Here is a 17624-nt window from a genome sequence, read left to right on the forward strand (position 1 = left end):
ATTTCAAATGATGGCTTCTTGATACCGTTAGTCGGATATATACTGTTCGTCCATACAGTCATGCAAGGAGCTTTCATGTTGCAGTGTGTTCCAACTGGCAGTGCTACCGACGGGTTCACCTCCTACGAAAACCTGCTTCGTAGGGTCAATCGACAGCTCAATGTCGCCTCTCAAGCTCATCGACACACAGTCATCGCCCGACAACCTGATGAATGTATTGGCGATTGGGAGGCGTTCCTGGAACAGCTCGATCTGGAGGACAGTGTGGAGGTTACCCGGATAGGGCGCAGCGCAGCGCGACTGCAATGGACAAATCGCCATCCCGGTTGATGAGCCTAAGGTTAATCTTAAATATTAGCCGCAGGCATTGATTAAATGTTTGCCTTAGGCTAACTTCTCTCCGTCGATCCGGCAGCGCTTGCTGTCCGGATTTATATGGAGATAACCGATGCATGTCGTAAACCTGTCAACTGAAGTCCGCTCCCACCTGGCTAGGCAGCTTGCCTATAGCCAGAGCACAGGCACGGGCTTTCTCTGCGCTTATCTGTTGTCCACTCCGGACAAGACCGTATCCGATGTCGCCACGTTGATGGTTTTTCCAGGAGCGTCCGACACGTTAGTCATGGCCTATCTGTTCGGAGATCAGAGCAGCACTACCCTGCCAAGTAGAGCGCTGACGCCAGAGCAGATAGGCGAGCTGCTGAACCAGCAGGCTAATTCTGCGCCAGACCGCGCCAACTACCCGACAGAGCTGCAGGTACACAACGACGTGGTTTCTTCATTGCGTTTGGCGATCAAGCTGAAGGAAGGCGCGTTTCTGCTGCCTACTGGAGGGAAGGCGGATCTGCACCTGATGCTTGAGAGAACTCAGCCACTGGGCGACCGATCGACGTTTCGCTACGTACTGAACGGTGCAAGCAAGACCATGGCGGCGCTGTTGCCGGTGAATGAAGGGGTCGCCCTACAGCTATTGGTTGCAGTCGCCGCCGACATAGTTGGCGCACCAGGCGGCGACCGCTCATGAGCACAACTCACCAACTCTTGTTGATCGCCGCAATGGTTGTCACTCAAGGCGTGGCCATGGGCCTGCCCTACTGGATGGGGCGGTTGGCAGGGCAAGCCATCAGGGACGCCCTCCAGGAGAAGATCGACCTTCTGCAAGGTGAACTGCAAGCGGCCAATGAGCGCGGCTTGCTGCTGTGCGTGCGCAGCACAACTTATCAGGCTCAAGACAATGGAGGGAACCATGTGTAACTACCTGACAGATCACCGAGTTCGGATGTTGCTCGCAGGCATTGCTATCGCGTTGTCCAGCGTCACGGCCTTGTCGGTCGGCATGGCCATGACCTCCTTGATTCAAGACCCGCTCCTGGGCTTCGTCTTTGCTTCGGCTGCAGTCTTGCTTGACCTGTTCAAGTATCTGGCTTGGCCGATCGCGTTGGGCCTGCTGGCCAATCAGAAACGTGTATACGCAGGGTTGATGATCGTCGCAGCACTGATCCTGGGATCAGTATCTGCGTGGGCAACCTATGATCGGCTGCTGTCCTCGATCATGAGTGGGCAGGCGAAACACGCCGTTGCTCAGCAGCGGATCGCCGATTTGCAAGATTTGCGATCTGCTGCATTACGTCAGTTGGCCACCTTTGAGGATGAAGCGCGCTCGATCGGCCTGCAGGCTCAGCAGCTTCGTGAGCGTGGGATTATCACCAAGGCTCAAGACCTTGAAGCGAGCGCATCGGCACGCATCGATGCGCAACGTGCCCAGGTCCACCAACGGCTGGAGGTCATTACGCACGACATCGGCCAACTGCAAACCCAGACGCTCAGCATCGTGCAGTTGCCCGTTCTTGTGGTCGTCTTGCTGTGCTCTGGGTTTGCGATAGCGCTTGAGGCCGTGCCGGCGTTGATCGGTTCAGCGTTGAGGGTGGGTGTTATCGGAACAATTACTGAGCCTGTAGTCGCAGCAACAGTCGAAGAACCTTCGACAACGCTTGCTGTTGCTCCAGCAACGCCGGCAACCACGTCAGTAATCAGCCAGCAACAGGATCTGTTCGGGGCCGCTGATGGTGATCTGATGCAGCGACTGCTGGAAAACCTCAAGGTAACCGCTTCTGGGTCACCAGTGCGCGTGCGGGAGTTCGCAGCAACGCTGAGGATTGGTAACAAACGGCTCATGAAGTTATTTCAATCCGCTATCGATCTTGGTGCGCTGCGCAAGACGAAAGCCGGCTACGTAGTTGCTTGAGGGTTGAGGCTGCTATGAAAACTAAGAATGAAGTTAAACAACAGGGTACATCCATGATCGGTATTCCAGAAACCGGCACGTTAAAGCACAGCTGTGTCAGTGCCAATGTAAACAGTGGTTTCCAGCTCACGACTATTGATGGGCGCCAGGCAAGGCTGGCGGTCGTTGATGAGTACGGCAATATTGTCGATGTGGGTGATGCTGTTGCCAAAGAAGTATGGAATGTATCTGTAAAAGTTTATAAAAATTTCCAAATCGGACAAGGCCACATCGTGGTGCATAGCGCACCACCAGGCACACCTCAACAAGGACAGAACAAATGAGCAACGACGCCTACAACTCCCGGACTGCTGACAAATTCGTTCTCAGGTTGCCAGAAGGCATGAGGTCGAGAGTGAATGTTGAAGCGACCGATACTCATGTAAGCATGAACACCTACATGATCCAGTCTATCGCCATGCGCCTGGAAAAGGAGGCGCGCTTGGACATGCTCATCAAGCTTTTGGAGAACGCATTGGCCAAGGAAAGCGTGAAAGAGCTGAAGCTTGATCTGGCATTCAGTGGTGTGCCGGGCAAGCCTGAAGACCTCAGGTCCCTCCTGGCCGGCCCGATCTCGCTAGCCTGACTTGATACCGCATGGCCGATCAGGAGACTGCCACCGGTTGGCCTACATGCCGGTGATCTTTGCGTCGATCGCTCGGCCTATGATCTGCCAATTTTCATCAAGCGCGACAGTTTGGTAATCCTTGTTCAGCGGAACCAAGTAGCCGATGCCTGCGTCAAGGTCGTACTTTTTGAACGTGCTCTCACCGGTAACCAGGTTGCGAGCGATATAAAATTTCCCGCTCAACAGATCGAAGCCCTCAGGTTGCACCAAGATTGGTGTGCCCTCCGGGAAGCTCGGGTGGCTGTCCGAGGTCATCGACCTTCCTTTAACCTTCAGCCAATACCCATTAGGCCCAGCATTTTCGTATGAGCTGAGCCATTCGTCTGAGATGCCGACCGGATAGCAACCGGAGGACTCGATACCCTCTCCAGCAGCAACCCAAGTGATAAGCGGGTAATCCCTTGCTTGTCGTTTGGGTTGAACCATGGGGCTGGTGTTAGACAAGCCTTCAATTTCTGCCGCTAAGCGCGGGCTGAAACTTTCGACAGGCTCACCCAGCATTCTCGCCAAAACTGAGGCGAAGCGCGCATTCAGTGCGTTGATACCACTCAGGTAGTGATTCACTGATACCGGGGTTATGCCAGCGGCATCAGCAATCTTCCTCTGATTGAGCTTGAGAGCGTTCTTCTTCGATAGATAGAGCGCCTTGGCAGCGTTTGCCTCAGCCATTAACTCTGGGGGGAGTGGTTTTTTTGTGTATGCCATCAACAAATTATAAGCCGTTGGCTAATTGAAAGGGATGAGCCTGAGGGTGGCAAATCATGAGATTTTCATAAGCCTTAGGCATATAAAGCTTGTTTATGTGTATGCCTGAGGCTAATATTCGCCCATTCATAGGCCCAGGATGGGGGTAATGGTGTGGAAACAATCTCGTTGAGTGACTTCGTCAGGAAGATCGGGCAAGCCCGAGTTGCTCGCGCGCTCGGCGTGAAACCGGCGTCAATCGCCAAGGCTCTGAAAACCAAGAGAAACATCCAGGTAATGGTTGAGGAGGATGGCTCGTGTGCCGCACAGGAGATCCGCCCATTTCCATCAAATATCCATGATCTGCAAGCCGCGCAGCAGCCTATCGACGCGGTTTCCGTATGACTACGTCTGGTTCCGGACAGGCGCTCACGTCCCGCGACCAGGTGCTGGTGGCCCACGCCGCCGGCATGATCGCCAGAACTGGATTCAGCCAGGACGGATTTGCCAAAAGCCTGAGCCAGAACCTGCATCGCATGGCGCCGGAAAAGGCCAGCAGCAAAGACGTACCGGACTTTGATCGTCTCTCCCTGGGCGACTGCACCACGTTCATGAGAGCGTCGGCCACTTGGTCACGTCGCCTATGCCGCTGGTTAAGCGGTGAGGTCGACCTGCCATGCTGGATCGAGGAAGCTTGGGTTCAGTCGCTTACTGGCGAGTTCCAGGAGCACTGTCTGAACGAGCTGGCCAGTCGGCACGGCCTCACCGGTGCGCGTGAGTTGGACAGCGACGACAACGCCCTGGGCGAGTTTGGCCAACTGGTGACAAAGCTGGGCCAGACCATCCAGATCGGCAGTGAGATCCTGGCGGACGGCCGCATTGATGCCGGCGACCTGGCCAAGCTGCCGGAGTTCGTTGATCAGCTTCGTGCTGTCGAAGCCCGCTGCAGCGGCTTACGGTCGCACGCAGAAGAAGTCCTCGAGCAGCAGACAATGCCGGCGCCGCCGCCGGCGCTTCACCAGGTGAACTAGCGCACGTGAGTTCCCTGGATAAGGATGTCCCCCCGCGAAACAGTAAGGCCGGCCCCAAAAAGGGTCGGCCTGCTGCTATCGACAAGAAACTGCCGCACTCAGGCCTCTACGCGCCGACCAGGCCGGCGCGGTATCGCGAGAAACGCTATCTGACCGAAGAGCAGCGGCGAGTCCCGCTCATACGCACGGCGTTCAAGCGCCTGAGCGAGATCGACAAACTTCGTGGCCAATACCTTCGGGAGTTGGACACAGTCCATGGCGGCCGTCGTACACGCTCTGAAAAGTTTGTCACGTTGGCCAAAGCGGCTGAGCAGATCCTTGTGCGTCTTGACCTGGCCACGGGGGTATTGGGATGGCTCGACGTTGATAAGATGCAGTATTGCCTCAGCACACAGTGTAACGTCGCCGAAGACTCTGACATTGCGCCGTCGGTGTTCTGTCGTCTGTTGCACACAATGGAGCGGGCAGACTACGTGTACCTGCGCTCCGAGAGGGTACGCCTGGAGGAAAAGGACGAGAATGGACTGCATATGGTGCGTACCCGCATGCTGGTGCGGTTCACCGAGAAGTTCTTTGCAGATCTGGGTGTTCGGTATCTGTGGTTTCGCGCAAAGAAGGCTGCGAGAAAGAAGCGAGAGCAGCAGCTCCTTCAGATTAGCGGCGCAATAATCGCACGTCAAGAGCGAGCCTCGATCGAGGAACTTAGGCGACAAGAGTCCCGAATGAACTGGGAGCGCAGCCAGGCGCGCCAGGCGGGGCATGGCGAACTGGAGGCGTCCAACGCTAGCCTCGGCGGGCCAGAGCCGCCCAGGGAGCCTGACAGAGGCCCAGTTAAGCCCGACGAGCTGCTGGCCAACGTCATGGCCAAGTACGGCAAGACCCCCCCTTCGAAATAATCGCGGCTCCCGCGAGGCCTGGTCACGCCTGGCCGGCCAAAAAACTCACCATCCCCTGACTTCTACAGCCGGCGTACAGGCAAATTGCCACGCGGCCGCCTATTCTCGCCCACAGTTTCCTGCCGACGCCGGCGCCTGGCCCGGGCATCCAGGTGCCTGAAGTATTAAATGGAATTTTAAGGTCCACTCAGTAACCCCTTCGGGTATAGAAAGAGATTTTCGAGGTGTCCACACCCTCCCATGCTTGGTACCAATTAGGCCTTCGTCCCAAGGGACTCAGTTCGCTGCGCTCAGCTTTTTATGACCATCGCGGGCACGCGCCCGCACGGCGGCAGGGCAGTGCCCTGCACCCAAGCTGGCCACCCTCCACGCTGTGGCGGGGTGCCAGCGGGCAGAGGCAGAGTAATTGGGCGCGGCTTGGCGCCGGGGAAATTTTCCGTCCAGCGCTCGCGGGCGGGCACCGGCGGGGCCGCGGGCATTTCTGGGTGCGTGGTTGGCGGGCGACCGGCCGCTGCGCGGGTTCCGCCGCGCAGGGGGCAATGCTTTCAGTTGAGATTTGTGCGGCGGCTCATATGCCTGCGGGGCAGGCATTGGCGTGGCGGACTGGCGATCGGGGAGGGCAGTGGTATCGCAGGGAGGTTGCGACTTTGTTTCAGGCGCTTGGCTGCTTACTCAATTGGGCAAGCAACTGAGCTTGTTCCGCTGCCGGCATATCACGGAAGTGATCGAGCAGTAGGGTATCCAGTGTCCGGACAGGCTCATTCAGTGAGTGCGAGAACTCCAGGTGTGACACCCATCGGTGGCCACACTCCGGGTCCAGGCAGGAACAGTACAGTTTGGAAAACTCATCAGTCAGCCTTCTGGGCGTATCGATCTTGCCTTTGCCCTTGCAAACCTTGCAGTAGACGCGCATTAAACCCCTCCATGATCCTTTTTTTGCATGGCATCATTTTGCCACAATTTGACGATTTTTGCCTGTAAGTCTGGCTTTTTATACAGTGTTTCCGGTTGTTTCCGGCGGCTCCCGCCAGGCAAATCGACGGTCTTCGCGCAGCACCGCATTGGCCTGATTGAACAACTGGCAGATGGGCCGGATCTCGTTCTCTGTGTACACCCGATCAATCTTCTCGATGTCACCGAAACCGCCGCTGTTCTCCGGGATGATTCCGGCCAGGGCTGGGTTCATACGCCAAGCAGCGATGATGTCGTTACGAGTGATGTTCTTGACCTTCTCCAACTCGTCCTTGGCCTGGAAGTCACCCACCGGGATGATCTGAATGGCTTTCTCAGCGCCGCCCGGGATGTTCACGAACATGCTGCGGAAATTGCCCACGCCCTTGCTGGCGGACATTTGCTCCTGCAGCGCTTGTTCGTCTTCTTCGGACAGGTTCGGGTCGTTGGTGTAGAAGATGTACCCGGCATGTGCGCCGTTGTTGTAGTAGCGTCGACGGAACAAGGTCGCGGCCTCGTTCAGCAGCAGCGCCTGCAGGCCGCCCAGGTACTCGGGCACGCCGTAGACGTTCTGCTCTACGTCGTAGTTGAAGACATGGACGATTTCGTCCTGATCAAACTCTTCCTCCTTGCCATCTGCGAACAACTGGACAAAACCGCCACCGACCTTGACCCGCATGTTTATCGCAGGGAGTTGCTGCAGCGCGATGGTTTCGCCCCACATGTTGGGTACCCGGTAGAAGTAGCTTTCGCCGAACACCATGAAATCCAGGCCTGCGCACCCCATCGTCATCTCAGACATTCCTGCGGAAGGGATCAACTCACGCAGCAGCATGTTGCGCTTGAAGCCGGGTATTGCGCCGTGATGCGCGTTGGCCCTGAGCAGCTTGGCCAAGCCGATCTTGGACACTGGCGGTGTGTATAGGCGACCGTCGTGAGTGGCGGTGACGCCCATGTACTGCCCGATCCGGTCCTGCAGCACGGGTTCTGCTGCGCCGAACGTGAACGTCCGCATCGGTTGTTGAATTGCGGGCGGCTGCGCGGTTGCCGCCGGCACCTGGGGCTGTCTTTTGCGTTTTGGCATTGTGGGACTGTCCAGTGATTGCGTACTTGCTGCTGCGCCGGCGACCACCGACATTCAGCGGTTCATGGTGCAGCGCGTGCATGATCGACCACGCCACGTCGGCATGGCCGGCCGCGTCGGTGCGCGATGCGCTGTAAGTGACCTGGCCGCTGCCAGTCGTGCCGCGCTTGATGCTGAGGAAGGCCTGGGAAATGTCGTTCATGCCGGCGTCCCAAACGATGCGGCCCTTCTGGATCGTGTCCTGGGCCTTCAGCACAAGGATGTTTTTGGTTTCCAGGCTGTAGTGAATCGACATCACGCGGGGATAGAACGAGCGCACCAGGTCGAACACCCCGTAGCCGATTCCGGTGGTATCGATGCCGATGTGTTGGACGTTGAAGCGGCCAACGAGCTTCTCGATCTGCTCGGCCTGATACGTGAACGACTGGCCACGCCAGGAGTATTTTTCCAGGATCCGGAACTTGCCGCCCTGTTCCAGGGGCGGTGCCACCACCACGCATGAGGCATCGTCGCGGGTCCGGCTCGGGTCGTAGCCGATCCAGACGGGACTGTTGCCAAAAGGCCGGTCAGACTCTGGGTCGTAGTCGGTCCATAGCGACGAGTCGGAGTAGCAGCGCTCCAGATCCTTGAGCGTGAACGCGCCCTGGGTGCTGTCGATGAATTTGCACATGAACAGCTGATCGAATGCATCGTCGTCGTACTCCAGCTGCAGCTGCTCCAGGTTGAACAGTTGGCAGCCGCCGGCGATGGCGTCGAGGATCGTGATTGTCTTGCGCCATTGCCCGTCCGGACAAAGTGCGCCGGCCTGGTAGGCGCTCTCCGCTGGCCACTCCTTGCCAGCGCTGGCTTTCTTGCGCTTCTTGCTGTTGCGAAACGACTCGCCGGTCCAGAACGGATAGGCAGGATGGGATACCGCGCTGGGTGTGCTGAAGTAGGTTTTACGCCACTTGTGGTGGGTGGCCATGGCCGACGCTACTTTGTTCAGCTTCTGGAAATCGCGGATCCAGAAGTATTCATCGACATAGACGTGCCCGTTGTAGCCCTGGGCGCTGCTGCTGTTCGTGCTCATGAACTGCAGCTTTGCGCCGTTGCTGAGAATGATCGGGTCGCCGGTCAGCTCGATGTCGAACCATTCTTTGGCGAAACCGATGATGTAGCTGCGGAAAATCTCGGACTGGGCGCGGCTGGCGGACAGGAACACCTGGTTATCGCCGGTCAACACGGCGTCCATGAACGCTTCGCCTGCAAAGTAGTACGTGGCACCCACTTGGCGGGATTTGAGGATGTTCCGGATCCGGGCTGTCAGCGGATTCTGTTTCGCCGCGAACAGCTCCTTTTGGTACCCGAACATCTTGGAGATGAACTTGTCCAGAAAGTCGACTTCGGTCAGGTGATCGATGTCGTTCTTGGTCTTTTTCTCCCGCTTTTTTCCTTCGCGCTCGCGCCGTGGCTTGCGGCCGCTGTCACCCCGCTGACGGTCATCCGGTTGCGCTGAGTCGGCCTCTTGGGCATACGCAAGCGTCGGCTTAGTCACTTGCTTTTGCAGTCGCTCGCGCAGCGTGGTTAGGCGCTCCAGCTCGCTCAGCTCGTCTTTTGTAAGAGTGCCGGCCTTATCAAGCAGCAGAGTGATCCGCCGACTGCAGGCGGTCAGCGGCTCCTCATTCGACAGCATGTCCTCCCACTTACCCTGTTGGATCCAGTGATAAACGATGCGGATATGAGGCAGGCCCAGTTGCGCCTGTATTTCCTTCGCTTTGTAGCGACGGAGGTACATGCGTTTTGCGGCTTCTCGGACTTCGATTGAATATTGCATGGGCCGCAGTCTATGCGGCGAAAAAACGGAAAACGTGCTGAAAAAATCCGCTTTTGTCTGCGATCGCTCAATAACGGATTAACACGGATCTCAAGTGTTTGTTGGTGCGCTGGAGGCTCCCTATGGTGACGCCTCAATCAACCGATGAGCGCAGTTCCTACTCATGCCCCGATCCCTCGTCTCACCCTGGAAACGTGTTGCAGTCAGCGGTCCGACCGTCGACGGCCGCGAGATATTTCCCCAGGAGTTGATCGACCTCGCTGAGACGTACAACCCGTCGTTCTACACCGCGTCGATCTGGCTTGAGCATGAGCGTGGGTTCGGCACCTTCGGCACGGTCTACGCGCTGCGCCTGGCAGAAGACACCTCTGATTTGCAGCCCGGCGAGGTCGCCCTGGAAGCCCGCTTGAAGCCCAACGACAAGCTGCTGCAGCTCAACGATCTGGGCGAAAAGCTGTTCACCAGCATCGAGATCCGCCCGAACTTCCGTAAGACAGGTCGCAACTACTTGGGCGGTCTGGCCGTGACCGATGAGCCGGCCAGCGTGGGCACCCAGGAACTGTACTTCACCGCCCGGCGCGAACTAGGCGCCGAGCGCCTCATGACCGCACCTCGGCTAAGCCCCGGCATTCCTCTGGACTTTAACGACATGAGCGCAACCGCTGACGAATCCAACTTGTTCGGTGCTTTGGCCCGCTTCTTCAAGCGCTTCGCCGAGCAGGAAACCGCACCATCGACCGACAACCCTACCGAGAAAACCCCAATGGATGAAGTAACAGCCAAGGCAGCCCAAGGCCTGGTGGAACAACTGCTGGTCGTAGCGGCCGGTATTCAGGCTCTTGTCGATGCCTCCGCACCGACCGAACCTGAAGCTGACGCGGATGCTGTCAGCGATGTGAAGGCGGCCGTAGACACTATCGTGGCCGCTGCCCAGGAAGAAAAGCAGTTGAGCCGCCGTCAGAACTCCGGCAACCAGGCAGTGCTGGCTGGCCAGGCCCGCATTGAAAAGATGTTCCAGGCGCTTCTGGACACTCCGAAGGGTCGCCAGTTCGCACGCACCACCGGCGACGCTGACAAGAAAAAGCGGGTGCTCTGACATGGGCCATCCTCTGAGTAATTACGGCACGAAGATGTTCGCCGAACTGCAGATGGCCATCGCCGAGACCTACGGTGTCGAGACGGCTTCGCGCATGTTCAATGTCGAGCCATCCGTTGCCCAGGAACTGAACGATGCGATCACCCACCAGGCGGACTTCCTGGAGCGGATCAACATCGTCATGGTCACCGAGATCAAGGGCCAGAAGGTCTTTCTCGGTACCAATGGCCCAGTGACCGGCCGCACCAACGTCAAGACCACTGACCGCGAAGCCGTCGATGTGTCTTCGCTGGACGATGACACTTACGAGCTGTCGCCTACCGAGTCCGATGTCAGCCTGTCCTACGCGAAAATCGACGCCTGGGCGAAGTTCCCGGAGTTCCACGCGAAGTATTCGGCAGCGGTGCAGCGCCAGATCGCGCTCGACCGCATCATGGTCGGTTTCCACGGCACGCACGCAGCTCAACAGACTGACCGCATTCAGTACCCGATGCTGCAGGACGTGAACAAGGGTTGGCTGCAGCAGTTGCGCGAGAAAGCCCCGGCTCAGGTCATGAGTTCGGGCAAGGTGGCCGGCAAGGTCACCATGGGCGCCGGTGGCGACTACGCCAACCTCGACGCCCTGGTGCATGACGCCAAGCAACTGGTCGACGAGCGCCTGCGCGATGCCGGCGATCTGATTGCGATCATCGGTTCGGATTTGCTCGCAGCCGACAAGGCCAAGCTGTACGCGAAGCAAGGCAGCACCCCTACCGAGAAAGAGCGCATCGAGTCGGCCCAGGTGATCGCCACCTACGGCGGCCTGCCATCGTTCAGCGTGCCTTACTTCCCGGCCAACGCGGTGAAGGTCACCAGCTTCGACAATCTGTCGATCTACGTCCAGGACAGCAGCTGGCGTAAGCAGACTGTCGATAATCCGAAGCGCAGCCGCGTCGAGGATTACAACAGCCGCAATGAAGGCTACGTCATCGAGCAGCTGGAAAAAGCCGGTCTGATCGAGAACGTCGAAGTCCTCGAGGATGCAGCGTGAGCCTGGCCTTGGCGCACAAGCGCCGCGTTCTCGCCCAAGGCCAAGCCGTAGCCGCTGCCGCCAGTGCACCACCGGCACCGTACTCGGCGGACACGGCGATGGCCAGCCCCGCCAATGCCAAGAAACACCTGGTTCTGATGGAACAGAGCCTGGCGGTGGATCTGGAGCGCATCAGCAACATCGACAGCCGCGAGCAGCGTCAGTCGCTCAAGCGTGACGAGCTGCTGCCCAAGTACCTGGAGTACGTGCAGCGCTACCGCGACTCAGGCCTGAACTTTGCCAATGCGGTCGTGGTGTACGTGATGATCTGGCTGTTCGATACACGCCAGTTCACCAAGGGGCTTGAGCTGGCCGACTTTGCCATGAGCCAGGGCCAGGCGCTGCCTGAACGCTTCAACCGCAACATTCAGACGTTCGTTGCGGACGAGGTGATCGAGTGGGCCGAGGCTGAGCACAAGGCCGGCCGCAGCCCGGAACCCTACGTCTCCAACTTGCTGCATCGCGTCGATGGCGAATGGCAGTTGTTCGAACGGATTCCGGCTCGCTACCACAAGCTGCTGGGGATTCTGGCCATGGACCGCAAGGACTGGTCTGCCGCGATCGTGCATTTCGAACGGGCCGAAAGCCTGTACGAAAAAATCAGCGTCAGCACTCGCCTGGAGGGCTGCCGCAAGGCCTTGGCCAAGGTGATTGCTGCCGGCGGCCAGGCAACTGCAACCGTAGCCATGCGCCTGGATGAGGTCCTGCGGGAATCCGCTGAGCCTGATCCCGGCTACGACGCCGGCGACTCTGGCGACAACGACACCAGCAGCACCGATTAACCGACTTCCCCCCGCAGGGAGCTGCGCACGGATAGACCTGGTCATTTATGACCTTCCGTCTACACCGACGCCGCAACCTGCCCCTATTTGAGTGATCTGGATGGGCTTTTCCGGCACAGCAGCAGCGATCGCACCACCGCAGCAGATCGAGAACGATGGGTTCTGGCCCAATCTCGACCTCAGCGAATTCCAGCGTATCCATCGTCTGCCTGGCAACCTGGCTGTCGACCTGCAGGTCACTGAACTGAAACTGGCCAGGGGTGCTGTCAACACCGACCTGGCCAAGCTTAAAGCGCGCTGGCAGGCCAGTGGAGTGTCAAACGTTGAATCCGCAGACACCACGATCCTGCCAGAGCGCACCTATCAAGTGGACCTGTACAAACAGGCCGTCTACTACCGTGCAAAGGCCAAGCTGCTGCCACAGTTCGCCACGACCACACGCCGCGAAACGGCGGAAAACACTGGCAAGGAAGCCCCGGAAAGCACTGAAACGCTCTTGAAGTTCAGCCAAGAGGTTATCCGTGCGCTGCAGGGTCGTAGCCGCATCACGGCGGCGCTGCTATGAGCCAGGTGAAGATCGCTTACCTCGAAATCTCCGGCCGCATGACCGGCAAAACCGAGCGCCTGGCTGAGATGGCCAGCGAGCTGGCTGCCCAGGGCCGCACTGTAATTTTCGTCGTCTGGTCACCACGCGCAGTGCTGGACCTGGGCTGTCGTCACCCCGGCCTGCTTGTCATCGCCGATGGCCAACCGTTGCCTGCAGGCGTCGATCCGGAAACGGCTGTGTGGTTTTACGACGAGTTCGATTACCTGAAGTCTGCAGTTGTTCGCCCAGGTGCGTACTACTCGACCACTCCGCGCTACCTACGGGTTGCTGGGGAGCCAGCGGCGGACAAGGACGTGTTGCTGCAACTGCTGGAAGCGAACGGCTACCGGTACGACCGGTACGTCATGCCTCCTTACATCAGTAGTGATGGCCAGTTTTACCGTGAGCACCGTCTGAACAGGACACCCGAGCAGTTCCGCATGCACATGTTCGGGGAGTTCCTGTCGTGAACAAGCTGCGGTTCCTGACCGATTACCTGAAATCGTTCAACTTCGTGCTGCCCGAGCAGTTCGATAGCTGGGTATCGGATGCTACCCAAGAACTGGTGTGGAAGCCCGACGAGAACGGCATGTTCATGGGCGACATGAGCTACACCGCGCATTTCAGCATGGACGACTACAGCGGCCATCCGGCGCGGTTGATGGCCCTGCTGGGTAGCTGGCTGGAAACCCACGACGACCGTGACGGCATGGATGATCCGGTTTTTGCGATCGACGTCACCGACCTGGCTCAGAACCTTTCTGATGTGACCATCAGTATCAAGTTCGTCGAGGCTCAGTACCTGACCGAAGATCCAGACGGCGAGGTGCCGGCATTCGGCAAGCGCTGGTCGATCAAGCCATACGATCTGTGGGTCGCAGAGCAAGGCGAGGTCGTCCGCAATGGCTGATGCCTTCAACCTCGACATTCGCGGGATGCTCGAAGCCCAGGATCTGCTTGAGCTGCTGTCGCTACCGCCACAGAAACGCCGGCGTTTGATGAATAACGTCAGCAAGCGCGTGCGCTCGCTGAGCCGGCAGCGGGTCCGTGACCAGCAGAATCTGGACGGCACCCCCTTTGCGCCCCGTAAGGACACCACCGGCAAGGGCAAAAAGAAGATGGAGACCGGCCTGGGCAAGCTGCTCGATGTCGTGCGCCTGACTGATACCGAGGCGGAACTCGGCTGGAAGAACCGGCTGACGCGCTGGGTCGCCAGTCAGCAGCACCACGGCGCGACCGAGCGGGTCACCGCGCAGCAGATGCGCAAGCTGACCGAGGTTCCCCCCGGGACGGCAGCCACTGAAAAGCAGGCCAAGCGCCTGCGGCAGCTTGGCTACAAGGTCCGTTTGCCTGGCAAGAAGACCGAAACCCGCCCAAGCGTGGCCTGGATTCAGCAGCACATGGAGTACCCGAAGGCGGGTCTGCTGATTCGCGTTCTCGACGCCGAGCGCAAGGCCTCAACGGGCGCGCAGAGCTGGGACATCAAGCTCCCATCCCGCCAGTTTCTGGGCGCGAGCGAGGCCGAAACCAAGGCCTTGGTCAACCTGGTGCTGCGCCAAATCATCACCGCACCCGTTTAGTTAGAGGCTTACATGGCACTCGGCAAAGCTACAGTCAATAACCTCAATCTCGGGCAGGGTTCTGTCACCGAAGTTGAACGCTACTTCCTGTTCATCGGCCCTGGTGCCAAGAACATCGGCCAGATCCTGGCCCTCAACACTGAAAGCGACTTGGACGCCCAGCTGGGCGTGCCTGCCAGCGATCTGAAAACGCAGATCAGCACCGCCCGCGACAACGGCGGCGAGCGCTGGTCCTGCCTGGCAGCGCCGATCGCGGCCGATGGCGATTGGTTGGCAGCATTCACCTATGCCCAGCAGCATGGCTACGACGTTGAAGGGGTGGTCATCACCAAACCGGTGACCACCGCCGACGAGCTGTCGGCCATGAACACCGCAGCCAACAACGTGCAGAGCACCTACGGACGCCGCGTCTTCGTGCTTGCGGCCACTGCCGGCATCGTCAGTGCGGAACAGACGTGGGCCGAGTACCAGGTCCAGCAGGTTGGCCTGGTCAACAGCCTGGTCGCGGATCGCGTTGTGGCCGTTCCGCAGTTGCACGGCAATGACCAAGGTGTGCTTGCCGGCCGGCTGGCCAACGCGGCCGTCAGCATCGCTGATACCCCGATGCGGGTAGCGACCGGCGCGGTGCTGAGCCTGGGGCCGACCCCGAAAGACAAGGACGGCATCCCGCTGCAGTCGGCCACCCGCGCTGTGCTTGATGCTGCACGTCTGTCGGTGACCCAGACCTATCCCGGCTATCCAGGCGTGTACTGGGCTGATGCCAACCTGCTGGCAGCACCGGGCGCCGATGTCCAGGTGATCGAGTACCTGCGCGTCTTGGACAAGGCCGCGCGCCGCGTTCGCGTGCTGCTGATCCAGCGTGTCGGTGATCGCCGGCTGAACAGCTCGGCAAACAGCATGGAAGTGAACCGCACCGCGCTGATGAAGCCCCTGCGCGCCATGGCCAAGTCCACGACCGTGGGAGCCAACGTGTTCCCTGGCGAGATCGAGGCGCCTGGCAAGGATTCCATCGTTCTGTCCTGGACAAGTAAAACCGCCGTGGTCGCGTACCTGACCCTGCGGCCTCTCAACTGCCCGAAAGACATCACCGCCAACCTGGCGCTGGACCTTTCGACCAACACTGCGGAGTAACCCATGGCAGGACGTATTGGTGGCAAGAACTTCGACGTGAACCTGGGCGATATGAAGGTTCACGTTGAAGCCGCGACGCTGGATATCACAGACAACACCGCCGTGGCCCAGAGCCGTGGTGTGCCCAATGGCCATGTGGACGGCGACGTGTCGGCCAGCGGCGAGATGGAACTCGATCTGACCAACTTCAAACTGCTCAAGGAGCAAGCGAGCACCGCCGGCAGCTTCCGAGGACTGGAGCCGTTTGACATCGTGTTCTTCGCCAAAGCCGGTGAGGACGAAATCAAGTACGAGGCCTTCGGCTGCAAGATTCGTTTGTCCAGCCTGCTGAGTATTGATCCGAAGGGCGGTGCGAAGTCGACGGTGAAGGTGCAGTACGACGTTACCAGTCCGGACTTTGTGCATATCGATGGCGTGCCGTACCTGGATCCCGTCGAAATCGAAGGCCTGATTGAATGACCTGTCCGTTCGATCAGGCCCAGGCATTCGATCAGCACATGCGTGACCTGGAGATCGCAGCGGCGCTGGCGGGTCCTCGACCGAGCGGCCCAAGCCTCACCCATTGCAAGGACTGCGACTGTGAGATCCCCGAGGCGCGCCGCGCTTTGGGTGGCATCACCCGCTGTGTGCCTTGCCAAACACTCACCGAGAAAGGACGCCGCTGATGACCGGATCCGTAGCCAATGATCCAGTTCGTGAACTGGAGCGTGACATGGCAGTCATGAAGCACCGCCTGGTGGCCATGGAAAAACGCCAGGAATCGGTGCCGACCCGCGTCACCAAGCTGGAGCAGCAGTTCGAGCACATGTCTGGCCAGCTCTCGGAACTCAACAAAGGCCAACAGGAACTGACCGGAGTTGTCGCCGGCATCGGCAAGAAGATCACCTGGGCACTGGCCATTGCCAGCACCCTGTGGGCGATCCTGCAGATGGTCGGGCCAACCCTGCTGCGGGCGGTGTTCCCATGAGCCTGCGCAAGAAGATCCTCACCGGTGCCTTGGGCCTGGTGCTGGGCAGCGGCACGCTGATGGGGTTCCTGGGCAAGTGGGAAGGTGAAGGCCAGAACCACGTGTATGCCGACAAGTTGGCACGAGGGCTGCCGACCGTCTGCAAAGGCGTAACCAAACACAGCAGCCCGTACCCCGTAATCGTCGGCGACTACTGGTCACCTGAGCGTTGCGCGGAAGTCGAGGAATTGGTCGTGCAAAAAGGGCAGTTGGCCCTGGCCGACTGCCTGACCAATGAAGCAATCAGCCAGAACACCTTCGACGCCCTGAGCAGCCATTCCCATAACTTCGGCTCAGCTGCGACGTGCGCGAGCCGTGCCTTGGTCCTGATCAACGCCGGCCGGATCCGCGAGGGCTGCAGGGCGATCGCCTGGGCCTCGGATGGCAAGACGCCGGTGTGGGCCTACGTGACCACCGCCCAGGGCGAGAAGCAATTCGTCCAAGGGCTGCACAACCGCCGGCTAGATGAAATGGGGCTTTGCCTGAAATGACCATCAGCCTGCGCTACATCCTGATCTTCCTGTTCGTGGGCTTCGTGGTGGCTTTCAACTGCTACCTGGACAGCCAGCTGAACGCCACCCGCGCGCAACTGAGCGATGCCTGGGACGAACTGGCGACCGCTAACCAAGATCTGGAAAACGCCCGCGAAGCCGCCCGCCTGACCGGCGAAATGCTTGAGGCGCGCAACCAGGTCGACACCGAACGTACCGAGGCCCTGAACGATGCACTCACCAAGAACCTGGCTCTGCAGCGCGCTGTTGCTGACGGCCGTCGCCGGCTGCTCATCCAAGCCACCTGCAGCGTGCCCCACGCCGCAGATCCCGGCGCCGCCGGCCTGGCTGATGCAGGAACCGCCGAACTCACTGCAGACGCTCGATCGGATTATTTCACCCTCCGAAACGAGCTTGCCCGCGCCCGGGAAATGATCCTGGGCCTGCAGGACTACATCCGCCGCGTCGTGCTGCGCACGCCGGCACAACCCTGAAACACACCCTACGGAAAG

General features: G+C 59.3%; 26 protein-coding genes. 22 read left to right on the top strand and 4 right to left on the bottom strand.

Features of this window, described 5'->3' with window-relative positions; translation table 11 throughout:
- The first annotated feature begins 75 nt into the window (after positions 1-75).
- The 6 genes from PSCI_RS30205 to PSCI_RS28235 all read left to right on the top strand — a co-directional run bounded on the left by PSCI_RS30205 (position 76) and on the right by PSCI_RS28235 (position 2870).
- Positions 76-330 (top strand): DUF1654 domain-containing protein, encoded by a 255-nt coding sequence (locus PSCI_RS30205; protein ID WP_084709993.1) that lies wholly within the window; start codon positions 76-78, stop codon positions 328-330.
- A 118-nt stretch (positions 331-448) separates the two neighbouring features.
- Entirely contained in the window at positions 449-1024 is a 576-nt protein-coding gene (locus tag PSCI_RS16145; protein ID WP_045488814.1) for a hypothetical protein, read from the top strand.
- Entirely contained in the window at positions 1021-1254 is a 234-nt protein-coding gene (locus PSCI_RS16150) for a hypothetical protein (RefSeq protein ID WP_045488816.1), read from the top strand. Before PSCI_RS16145 ends, PSCI_RS16150 begins: the two co-directional genes overlap by 4 nt.
- Complete coding sequence (locus tag PSCI_RS16155) at positions 1247-2245, top strand: hypothetical protein (RefSeq protein ID WP_045488818.1); 999 nt, start codon at positions 1247-1249, stop codon at positions 2243-2245. Before PSCI_RS16150 ends, PSCI_RS16155 begins: the two co-directional genes overlap by 8 nt.
- A gap of 14 nt (positions 2246-2259) precedes the next feature.
- Positions 2260-2568, top strand: a complete 309-nt coding sequence (locus PSCI_RS28675; protein WP_231906429.1) for a hypothetical protein — start codon at positions 2260-2262, stop codon at positions 2566-2568.
- The gene (locus tag PSCI_RS28235) at positions 2565-2870 is read left to right on the top strand and encodes an Arc family DNA-binding protein (RefSeq protein WP_052483411.1); all 306 of its coding nucleotides are present in this window, start codon (positions 2565-2567) and stop codon (positions 2868-2870) included. Before PSCI_RS28675 ends, PSCI_RS28235 begins: the two co-directional genes overlap by 4 nt.
- Before the next feature lie 42 nt (positions 2871-2912).
- Here PSCI_RS28235 and PSCI_RS16170 read toward each other — a convergent pair whose 3' ends face one another.
- On the bottom strand, positions 2913-3581 hold the full coding sequence (locus PSCI_RS16170) for a S24 family peptidase (RefSeq protein ID WP_331711507.1): 669 nt from the start codon (positions 3579-3581) through the stop codon (positions 2913-2915).
- A gap of 204 nt (positions 3582-3785) precedes the next feature.
- On the opposite strand from PSCI_RS16170, the gene PSCI_RS16175 reads away from it, so the two are divergent.
- From PSCI_RS16175 to PSCI_RS16185, 3 genes are read left to right on the top strand one after another with little or no spacing between them, the layout of a single operon-like run.
- Complete coding sequence (locus PSCI_RS16175; RefSeq protein WP_231906431.1) at positions 3786-4001, top strand: Cro/CI family transcriptional regulator; 216 nt, start codon at positions 3786-3788, stop codon at positions 3999-4001.
- Positions 3998-4627 carry a hypothetical protein gene (locus PSCI_RS16180; RefSeq protein WP_045488826.1) on the top strand — a complete coding sequence of 210 codons (630 nt, stop codon included), beginning with the start codon at positions 3998-4000 and terminating at the stop codon, positions 4625-4627. The genes PSCI_RS16175 and PSCI_RS16180 overlap by 4 nt, the downstream gene beginning before the upstream one ends.
- A gap of 5 nt (positions 4628-4632) precedes the next feature.
- The gene (locus PSCI_RS16185; protein ID WP_144403264.1) at positions 4633-5523 is read left to right on the top strand and encodes a hypothetical protein; all 891 of its coding nucleotides are present in this window, start codon (positions 4633-4635) and stop codon (positions 5521-5523) included.
- A gap of 652 nt (positions 5524-6175) precedes the next feature.
- Here PSCI_RS16185 and PSCI_RS16190 read toward each other — a convergent pair.
- The 3 genes from PSCI_RS16190 to PSCI_RS16200 all read right to left on the bottom strand — a co-directional run bounded on the left by PSCI_RS16190 (position 6176) and on the right by PSCI_RS16200 (position 9371).
- Positions 6176-6436: an ogr/Delta-like zinc finger family protein gene (locus PSCI_RS16190; RefSeq protein WP_045488829.1), complete on the bottom strand. Its 261-nt coding sequence runs from the start codon at positions 6434-6436 to the stop codon at positions 6176-6178.
- A gap of 78 nt (positions 6437-6514) precedes the next feature.
- Positions 6515-7369, bottom strand: coding sequence for a phage portal protein (locus PSCI_RS16195; protein WP_045488833.1), 855 nt, complete (start codon positions 7367-7369; stop codon positions 6515-6517).
- Entirely contained in the window at positions 7296-9371 is a 2076-nt protein-coding gene (locus PSCI_RS16200) for a terminase large subunit domain-containing protein (RefSeq protein WP_045488836.1), read from the bottom strand. Before PSCI_RS16200 ends, PSCI_RS16195 begins: the two co-directional genes overlap by 74 nt.
- 163 nt (positions 9372-9534) lie before the next feature.
- Between PSCI_RS16200 and PSCI_RS16205 the strand changes: the two genes are divergently transcribed.
- The 13 genes from PSCI_RS16205 (at position 9535) to PSCI_RS16265 (ending at position 17606) form a co-directional block, all read left to right on the top strand.
- Positions 9535-10467, top strand: coding sequence for a GPO family capsid scaffolding protein (locus PSCI_RS16205; protein ID WP_045488839.1), 933 nt, complete (start codon positions 9535-9537; stop codon positions 10465-10467).
- A 1-nt stretch (position 10468) separates the two neighbouring features.
- Positions 10469-11497, top strand: coding sequence for a phage major capsid protein, P2 family (locus tag PSCI_RS16210; protein WP_045488842.1), 1029 nt, complete (start codon positions 10469-10471; stop codon positions 11495-11497).
- The gene (gpM, locus tag PSCI_RS16215; RefSeq protein WP_045488845.1) at positions 11494-12318 is read left to right on the top strand and encodes a phage terminase small subunit; all 825 of its coding nucleotides are present in this window, start codon (positions 11494-11496) and stop codon (positions 12316-12318) included. Before PSCI_RS16210 ends, gpM begins: the two co-directional genes overlap by 4 nt.
- Positions 12319-12418: 100 nt before the next feature.
- Positions 12419-12883 carry a head completion/stabilization protein gene (locus PSCI_RS16220; protein ID WP_045488848.1) on the top strand — a complete coding sequence of 155 codons (465 nt, stop codon included), beginning with the start codon at positions 12419-12421 and terminating at the stop codon, positions 12881-12883.
- A complete protein-coding gene (locus tag PSCI_RS16225; protein ID WP_045488851.1) occupies positions 12880-13374 on the top strand; it encodes a hypothetical protein in 495 nt (164 codons plus the stop codon). The genes PSCI_RS16220 and PSCI_RS16225 overlap by 4 nt, the downstream gene beginning before the upstream one ends.
- A complete protein-coding gene (locus PSCI_RS16230; protein WP_045488854.1) occupies positions 13371-13814 on the top strand; it encodes a phage tail protein in 444 nt (147 codons plus the stop codon). The genes PSCI_RS16225 and PSCI_RS16230 overlap by 4 nt, the downstream gene beginning before the upstream one ends.
- On the top strand, positions 13807-14484 hold the full coding sequence (locus tag PSCI_RS16235; RefSeq protein ID WP_045488857.1) for a phage virion morphogenesis protein: 678 nt from the start codon (positions 13807-13809) through the stop codon (positions 14482-14484). Before PSCI_RS16230 ends, PSCI_RS16235 begins: the two co-directional genes overlap by 8 nt.
- 12 nt (positions 14485-14496) lie before the next feature.
- Positions 14497-15615 (top strand): DUF2586 domain-containing protein, encoded by a 1119-nt coding sequence (locus PSCI_RS16240; RefSeq protein WP_045488860.1) that lies wholly within the window; start codon positions 14497-14499, stop codon positions 15613-15615.
- Between the two features lie 3 nt (positions 15616-15618).
- Positions 15619-16074 carry a phage protein gene (locus PSCI_RS16245; protein ID WP_045488862.1) on the top strand — a complete coding sequence of 152 codons (456 nt, stop codon included), beginning with the start codon at positions 15619-15621 and terminating at the stop codon, positions 16072-16074.
- Entirely contained in the window at positions 16071-16280 is a 210-nt protein-coding gene (locus tag PSCI_RS16250) for a TraR/DksA C4-type zinc finger protein (RefSeq protein WP_045488865.1), read from the top strand. The genes PSCI_RS16245 and PSCI_RS16250 overlap by 4 nt, the downstream gene beginning before the upstream one ends.
- A complete protein-coding gene (locus tag PSCI_RS16255) occupies positions 16280-16582 on the top strand; it encodes a hypothetical protein (RefSeq protein WP_231906433.1) in 303 nt (100 codons plus the stop codon). Before PSCI_RS16250 ends, PSCI_RS16255 begins: the two co-directional genes overlap by 1 nt.
- Positions 16579-17112 (top strand): lysozyme, encoded by a 534-nt coding sequence (locus PSCI_RS16260; protein ID WP_045488868.1) that lies wholly within the window; start codon positions 16579-16581, stop codon positions 17110-17112. Before PSCI_RS16255 ends, PSCI_RS16260 begins: the two co-directional genes overlap by 4 nt.
- On the top strand, positions 17109-17606 hold the full coding sequence (locus PSCI_RS16265) for a lysis system i-spanin subunit Rz (RefSeq protein ID WP_045488872.1): 498 nt from the start codon (positions 17109-17111) through the stop codon (positions 17604-17606). Before PSCI_RS16260 ends, PSCI_RS16265 begins: the two co-directional genes overlap by 4 nt.
- Positions 17607-17624 lie beyond the last annotated feature (18 nt).

It is taken from the genome of Pseudomonas sp. StFLB209 (assembly GCF_000829415.1).
In the GTDB taxonomy this organism is placed as follows: domain Bacteria; phylum Pseudomonadota; class Gammaproteobacteria; order Pseudomonadales; family Pseudomonadaceae; genus Aquipseudomonas.